The organism is Streptomyces sp. URMC 127, from assembly GCF_051386535.1.
Lineage (GTDB): Bacteria > Actinomycetota > Actinomycetes > Streptomycetales > Streptomycetaceae > Streptomyces.
This window is the reverse complement of the sequence record NZ_JBPQTW010000036.1, coordinates 38,056-44,493: the sequence shown is the minus strand read 5'-3', so window position 1 is coordinate 44,493 and position 6,438 is coordinate 38,056. Positions and strand designations below refer to the sequence as shown.

At 75.2% G+C, this 6,438-nt stretch carries 8 protein-coding genes; 6 read left to right on the top strand and 2 right to left on the bottom strand.

All coding sequences use genetic code 11. The features are described from left to right. The first annotated feature begins 183 nt into the window (after nucleotides 1-183). From ACSNOH_RS11585 to ACSNOH_RS11565, 5 genes are all read left to right on the top strand, one after another. Entirely contained in the window at nucleotides 184-381 is a 198-nt protein-coding gene (locus ACSNOH_RS11585; protein ID WP_436721165.1) for a hypothetical protein, read from the top strand. Nucleotides 382-459: 78 nt separating this feature from the next. Continuing rightward, nucleotides 460-1,011, top strand: a complete 552-nt coding sequence (locus ACSNOH_RS11580) for a MauE/DoxX family redox-associated membrane protein (protein ID WP_436721164.1) — start codon at nucleotides 460-462, stop codon at nucleotides 1,009-1,011. Nucleotides 1,012-1,074: 63 nt separating this feature from the next. Continuing rightward, nucleotides 1,075-1,629: a TlpA family protein disulfide reductase gene (locus tag ACSNOH_RS11575; RefSeq protein WP_436721163.1), complete on the top strand. Its 555-nt coding sequence runs from the start codon at nucleotides 1,075-1,077 to the stop codon at nucleotides 1,627-1,629. After that, complete coding sequence (locus ACSNOH_RS11570) at nucleotides 1,626-3,602, top strand: ABC transporter ATP-binding protein (protein ID WP_436721162.1); 1,977 nt, start codon at nucleotides 1,626-1,628, stop codon at nucleotides 3,600-3,602. Before ACSNOH_RS11575 ends, ACSNOH_RS11570 begins: the two co-directional genes overlap by 4 nt. Beyond that, nucleotides 3,599-4,108: a S26 family signal peptidase gene (locus ACSNOH_RS11565; protein ID WP_436721161.1), complete on the top strand. Its 510-nt coding sequence runs from the start codon at nucleotides 3,599-3,601 to the stop codon at nucleotides 4,106-4,108. Before ACSNOH_RS11570 ends, ACSNOH_RS11565 begins: the two co-directional genes overlap by 4 nt. Here ACSNOH_RS11565 and ACSNOH_RS11560 read toward each other — a convergent pair. Further along, nucleotides 4,077-4,331 carry a hypothetical protein gene (locus ACSNOH_RS11560; protein WP_436721159.1) on the bottom strand — a complete coding sequence of 85 codons (255 nt, stop codon included), beginning with the start codon at nucleotides 4,329-4,331 and terminating at the stop codon, nucleotides 4,077-4,079. The genes ACSNOH_RS11565 and ACSNOH_RS11560 overlap by 32 nt on opposite strands. A gap of 215 nt (nucleotides 4,332-4,546) precedes the next feature. On the opposite strand from ACSNOH_RS11560, the gene bla reads away from it, so the two are divergent. Next, nucleotides 4,547-5,467: a class A beta-lactamase gene (gene bla / locus ACSNOH_RS11555; protein WP_436721158.1), complete on the top strand. Its 921-nt coding sequence runs from the start codon at nucleotides 4,547-4,549 to the stop codon at nucleotides 5,465-5,467. A gap of 19 nt (nucleotides 5,468-5,486) precedes the next feature. Here bla and ACSNOH_RS11550 read toward each other — a convergent pair whose 3' ends face one another. After that, nucleotides 5,487-6,365 carry a universal stress protein gene (locus tag ACSNOH_RS11550; RefSeq protein WP_436721157.1) on the bottom strand — a complete coding sequence of 293 codons (879 nt, stop codon included), beginning with the start codon at nucleotides 6,363-6,365 and terminating at the stop codon, nucleotides 5,487-5,489. Nucleotides 6,366-6,438 lie beyond the last annotated feature (73 nt).

The window sequence follows — 6,438 nt, the reverse complement described above, 5'->3', positions numbered from 1 at the left end:
CCCCGCAAGGGCCGCTTCCCGCCACCCGCGGACCGGCACCGGCTCCCCCGCCCGTCCGCCCTCCCGACCGGAAACTGCACTATCCGGGCCGCCGCGGCCCCGTGAGACTCGTCCGGCGTGAGCACCGGATGCCGGCCCGGTTCTCCGTCCCGCACCCGTTCCGACCACGTGAGGAGAGTGCCGATGTACGCGAAGTTCGCGGAGCTGGGCAGCCGTCTTCTCGGGAAGTTCGTACCCGAGATCGACGCGGCCGCCGCCGAGCTCCTGGCCTGCGGCAACTACCCCGCCTGCTGGCAGTGCAGCGGGAAGTGCGGCTACAACGCCCCCTGCTGGGCCTGCTGCAACTCCAACGGCTGCCCGACGATCGTCTGTCAGTGCTAGCGGCCGCCACTGCGTAACGAACGCCCCGACCGGGCCCGACCGAGGACGTCACGACAACCGCTGGAGGAGGAGAACCGGATGGGCTGCCTGGCCATCGGAATCCAGTGCCTGATCGGCGTGGTGTTCCTCGCCTCGTCCGCCGGGAAGGTGGCCGGGCGAAGAGCCTTCGGCAGGTTCGTGTCCTCGGTGGCGGGCATGCAGGTCGTGCCCTTCCGCTCGGCCCGGCCGGTGGCGGTGGCCGTGGTGGCGGCCGAAGGCGCGGTGTGGGTGTGCCTCGCCGTGCCCGTGCCCGCCGCCACGGTCGTGGGGCTCGCGATCGCGGCGGGCCTGCTGGCGGTCTTCACCGCCGGCATCGCCCTCTCCCTGCGGCGCGGCGTGCGGACGCCGTGCCGGTGCTTCGGCTCCTCCGCGAGCCCGCTCGGGCCGAGGCACATCGTCCGCAACCTCGCGCTCATGGCCGCGGCGGTCACCGGCGCCGCGGCCGTGACCGCGGGAGGCACGGCCGCCCCGGCCGGGGCGGCCGTCGCCGCGCTCGGCGGCCTGCTGCTGGGCGGGCTGGTCACCGCGCTCGACGACATCCTCGACCTGTTCCGGCCCGTCGAGGCGCGCCCGCACCCGTACGGAACATGAACGGAATCTGAACGGACCCCAAGCGAACCCGAGCCTCGTGCGAACCCGGAGGAGACAACTCCCATGCCCGTCCTGATCGCGGCGGTGGTCCTGGTGGGACTGCTCTGCACGCTGGACCTGATCCTCACCCTCGGGGTGATCAAACGGTTGCGGGAGCACACCGCGCTGATGTCCAAGATGGCCGAGACCTCGCCGCCCGGCAGGCCGCCCGTCATCAAGGTGGGCGAGGAGGTCGGCGAGTTCAGCGCCGTCACCGTCGACGGCGAGGTGCTGACCCGCGCGTCGCTGTCCGGCGACACCCTGGTGGCGTTCTTCTCCCCCAGCTGCGGCCCGTGCCACGAGATGCTGCCGAAGTTCGCGGAGTACGCGCGGACGGTGCCCGGCGGCCGCGAGCAGGTGCTGGCCGTGGTGGTCGGCACGCCGGGCCGGGCCGAGGGGCAGGTCGCGGGGCTGGCCTCCGTCGCCCGCGTGGTGGTGCAGGACACCGACACGGCCCTGACCGACGCGTTCCAGGTCTTCGGCTTCCCGACGCTGCTTCAGGTCACCTCCGGCGACGCGGGCGTCCCCGTCATCGCGCGCAACAGCGTGAACCTGGATGCGCCCGTCGTGGCGGCATGAGCGGGCGGGACCGCGCCGCGCGGGCGGCCGGAGCGCCTTCCGCGCCGGGCCCCGGCGGGCCGCCGGCCGGGCCGGGCCCGGGCGGGCCCGCAGCCGTGGCCGCTCCCGTGCCCTCCCCGGCCACCGGTCCCCTGGCCGCGGCCCGGCGGACCGCCGCGGCCGCCGCGCTGGTGGCGAGCGCGGCGCCCGCGGCGCTCGGCTGCTACCTGGCACTGACCCTGATGGCCGGGGCCCTCCCCGTGGTGACGGCCTGGCTGACCAAGCTGCTGCTCGACGGGCTGGGCTCGGGCGCCTCCTTCGCGGCGCTCGCCGCCCTTGCCGCCGGCCTCGCCGCGGCCGGGGTCGTCATCTCCGTGGTGCCCCACAGCAGCCAGTACCTGCGGCGTGAACTGGACCGCAAGGTCGGGCTGCTCGCCGACGACCGGCTGTTCAGGGCAGTCGAGGGCTTCGCCGGCCTGGGGCGCTTCGAGGACCCGCGCTTCCTCGACCGGCTCCGGCTCGCCCAGGGATCCGGCGGCGGCATGCCCAACCAGGCCGTCGACGGCGCCGTCGGCATCGCCCGCAGCGCCCTCACCATCGGCGGCTTCCTCGGCTCCCTGTCGCTGCTCAGCCCGTGGATGACCGCGCTGGTGCTCGGCGCCGCCGTGCCGTCGCTGGCGTCCGAGGTGGCCATGGCGCGCCGCAAGGCGCGCACGCTGTGGGACATCGGCCCCGTGGAGCGGCGCCAGATGTTCTACAGCGAGCTGCTGTCGAGCGTCGAAGCGGCCAAGGAGATACGGCTGTTCGGCACCGGCGCGTTCCTGCGCGGCCGGATGCTCGCCGACCGGCGCACGGCTGATGCGGCGAAGCGCACGGTCGACCGGCGGGAGGCCCTCGTCCAGTCGGGGCTGGGGCTGCTGGCCGCGCTCGTCTCCGGCGGGGGCCTGCTGTGGGCGGTCGGCGCCGCGCACGCCGGTGCCCTCTCGGCCGGCGACGTCGTCATGTTCGTGGCCGCGGTCGCGGGCATCCAGGGCGCGCTGGCCACGCTGGCGAGCGAGGTGGCCCGCGCGCACCAGGCCCTGCTGATGTTCGACCACTACCTGGTGGTCGCGGGCGCCGGTCCGGACCTGCCGGTGCCCGCCGTGCCCGCCGCGCTGCCGCCGCTGGCCCGCGGCATCGAACTGCGCGACGTGTGGTTCCGCTACTCCCCCGGGCATCCCTGGGTGCTGCGCGGTGCCTGCCTGCGCCTGCACCACGGCCGGTCGACGGCCCTGGTCGGGCTGAACGGCGCCGGCAAGTCCACCCTGGTGAAGCTGCTGTGCCGCTTCTACGACCCCGAGCGCGGCGCGATCCTGTGGGACGGCGTGGACATCCGCACCGTCGACGTCGCCGAGCTGCGGCGGCGCGTCGGCGCGGTGTTCCAGGACTACATGCACTACGACATGACGGCCGCGGAGAACATCGCCCTCGGCGACCTCGGCGCGCTGGACGACCGCCCGCGCATCGAGGCGGCGGCGGAGCGCGCCGGCATCCACTCAACGGTCGCGGCCCTGCCGCACGGCTACGACACGCTGCTGTCGCGGAGGTTCTTCATGGAGTCCGACAAGGACAACCCGGAGACCGGCGTGGTCCTCTCCGGCGGGCAGCGGCAGCGGCTCGCGCTCGCCCGCGCGTTCCTGCGGGACCGGCGTGACCTGATGATCCTCGACGAGCCGTCGGCCGGGCTCGACGCCGAGGCCGAGCACGAGATCCACACCGCGCTGCGGCACCACCGCGGCGAGCGGACCAGCCTCCTCATCTCCCACCGCCTGGGCGCGGTCCGCGAGGCGGACGTCATCGCCGTCCTGGAGGACGGCCGCGTCGTCGAACAGGGCCCGCACGCCGAGCTCATCGGCACCGGCGGCCGCTACGCCCGCCTGTTCGCCCTCCAGGCGGCGGGCTACCGGGCGGGCGGGGCCGCGGGCGCGCCCGCGTTCACCGGAGAGCCGCGGTGACGGCCGGGCCCGCGCCCGGGCGGCTGGTGCGCCGCGCGGCGGCGGTCGCGGCCGGCCTGGCGCTGGGCGGAGCCGTGGCGCTGACGCGCGGCCTGGTCGTGGTCACGGTCCGCGGCACGAGCATGGCGCCGGCCTTCCGCGACGGCGACCGCGTGCTCGTACGGCGCGGCCCGTGCCCGGCCGTGGGGCAGGTGGTGGTGGCCGAACGGCCGGCGGGCGGCGGCACCTGGCCGGGCCCGCCGGTGCGCCCCGGGGCGGGCGCGGCCGGCGTCCGCGGCCGCGACTGGCTCATCAAGCGCGTCGCCGCGCTCCCCGGCGACCCCGTTCCCCGTGACCGGGTGCGCTCGCTGGGCGCGGCGCCGGAGCGGTACGTGCCGCCGGGGAAGGTGGTCCTCCTCGGGGACAACGGGAGGGTCAGCTTCGACTCCCGGGACGTCGGTTACTTCCCGCTGGACCGCGTCCTGGGCACCGTCGTCACACGTAGCCCTCGGGGATCGTCCGCGTGATGCGGGCGGCGAGCTCGGCGAGGACGACGGGCCCGTCGCTGCCGCCGCCCGCGTACTCCTTCGGCAGGGTGACCTCGACCCAGGCGGCGCGGTGCGTGGCCAGGAAGCGGACGCTGCCGTCGTCCTGCTGTTCCGGGTACCAGGCGAGGCCGCCGATGGCCCACGCGGAGCCGTAGCGGTCGAAGCCCTCGGCGCCGACCGTGAGCGCTTCGGGGCGCGGCACGCCGCAGCGCAGAAACACGGCCGGCGTGCCCCACTGCGCCGTGAACTCCGCACCACGGCGACGGTCAGGGCGCGTAAGCGGCGGGTCCGGAGGGTCACCGGATGATCGTACGGGGAAACAAATGATGCTGAATCACATGAAAGTGGAACCATTCATCTCACTGGAGGCGTAGTGCATAACGACCGCATCACGAGAGACACGAGGAGAATACGATCTTGGAGCGCACAGGTGCACGCCCCTCCCGCCGCACGCTGCTGACCCTCGGCGCCGGCACGGCCCTGGCCGCCGCCGTGACCTCCGGAGGGTCGGCGTACGCGGCCGCGCCCGGCGGGGACCGGACCTGCCGGCGGCTGCGCGAGCTGGAGCAGGAGCACTCCGCCCGGCTCGGGGTGTTCGCCCACAACACGGTCACCGGCAGGACGGTGGCCCACCGCGACGACGAAGTCTTCCCGATGTGCTCGACGTTCAAGACGATCGCCGTCGCCGCCGTCCTGCGGGACCTCGACCGCGACGGCGAGTTCCTCGCCAAGCGCATCCACTACACCAAGAAGGAGGTCGAGGACTCCGGCTACGACAAGATCACCGGCCTGGACGAGAACGTCGCGAACGGCATGACCGTCGAGGAGCTGTGCGCCGCCGCCGTCTCCTACAGCGACAACGGCGCGGCGAACCTCCTGCTGCGCGAGCTGGGCGGCCCCACCGCCGTCACCCGCTTCTGCCGCTCGGCCGGCGACGGCATCACCCGGCTCGACCGCTGGGAGCCCGCGCTGAACTCGGCGGAGCCGGACCGCACGACCGACACCACCACCCCGCGCGCCATAGGCCGCACCTACGCGCGCCTCGTCCTCGGCAACGTGCTGGAGCCCGCGGACCGCAAGCGGCTGACCGGCTGGCTGCTCGCCAACACCACCAGCAAGGACAGGCTCCGCAAACACCTCGTCCCGGCGGGCTGGACCGTCGCGGACAAGACCGGCGCCGGCTCGTACGGCACCAACAACGACGTGGCCGTCACCTGGTCCCCGAAGGGGGCACCGATCGTCATGTCCGTCCTCACGACCAAGCACGGCGCCGCGGCGGAGGGGGACAACGACCTGGTCGCCGAGACGGCGAAGCTCCTGGCGTCGGTGCTCGGCTGACACCAAGGCCCCCGGCCGCTCACGGGTGCGGCACCACCGCCACGGGACACGGCGCGTGGTGCAGCACCGCGTGGGCCACGTGACCGATGCGCTGCAGGCCGTGCGGGCCGGAGGCATGGCGCCCGACGACCACGAGGCCGGCCCGCCCGCAGGAGGACAGCAGCACCTGCGCCGCGCTCCCCAGCTCCACCTGTGCGGCCACCTCCACCTGCGGGTGGCGTGCGCGCCACGGCTCCAGGGCACCGGCCAGCCGCTTGCGTTCGAGCGCGGCGAGCCCGCCGCTCTCGTCGGCCAGCCGCATGGAGCCGGGGCCCCAGTCGGTGACCGGGGGCAGCGACCAGGCGCGCACGGCCCGCAGCACCGCCCCGCGCGCGGCGGCGGCCGCGTAGGCGAACCCCAGGACGTCCTCCGGCTCCTCGCCCACGCCGGCCAGCACCTCGCCGGGCCCCTCCGCTCCTGCCGCGCCCTCCGCCGCCTCCCGCTCGGGGCTGCGCACGAGGACGACCGGCCCCTTGGCCTGCCGCAGCACGTGCAGGGCGACGGAACCGATGAGATAGCCGACCAGCGCTCCGTGGCCGCGCGACCCGAGGACGAGCATGCCCGTCTCGGCGGACTCGGCCACGAGCGCGGGGACCGGGTCGGCGGCCAGCAGCCGGGCCGTCACCCGCAACTGCGGGTGACGTCCGGTCAGCCGGGTCCGGGTCTCCCGCAGCAGGCTCCCGGCCCAGCGCTGCTGCGCCTCGGTGTCCACCGTGACCGGCAGGTCCAGGGGCTGCTGGGCCCAGGCGTGGACCAGGCGCAGCTCCGTGCCCCGGCGCGCCGCCTCGGCGGCCGCCCAGTCGGCCGCGGCACTGCCGTGCTCGCTGCCGTCCACGCCAACGGTGATCACGCCGGACACAGGGCCTCCATGGTGCGCGGGGGAAGAACGCTCCTTACGGCCACTGTCCGTCCGCGGCCGCCCCCGGGGCAGG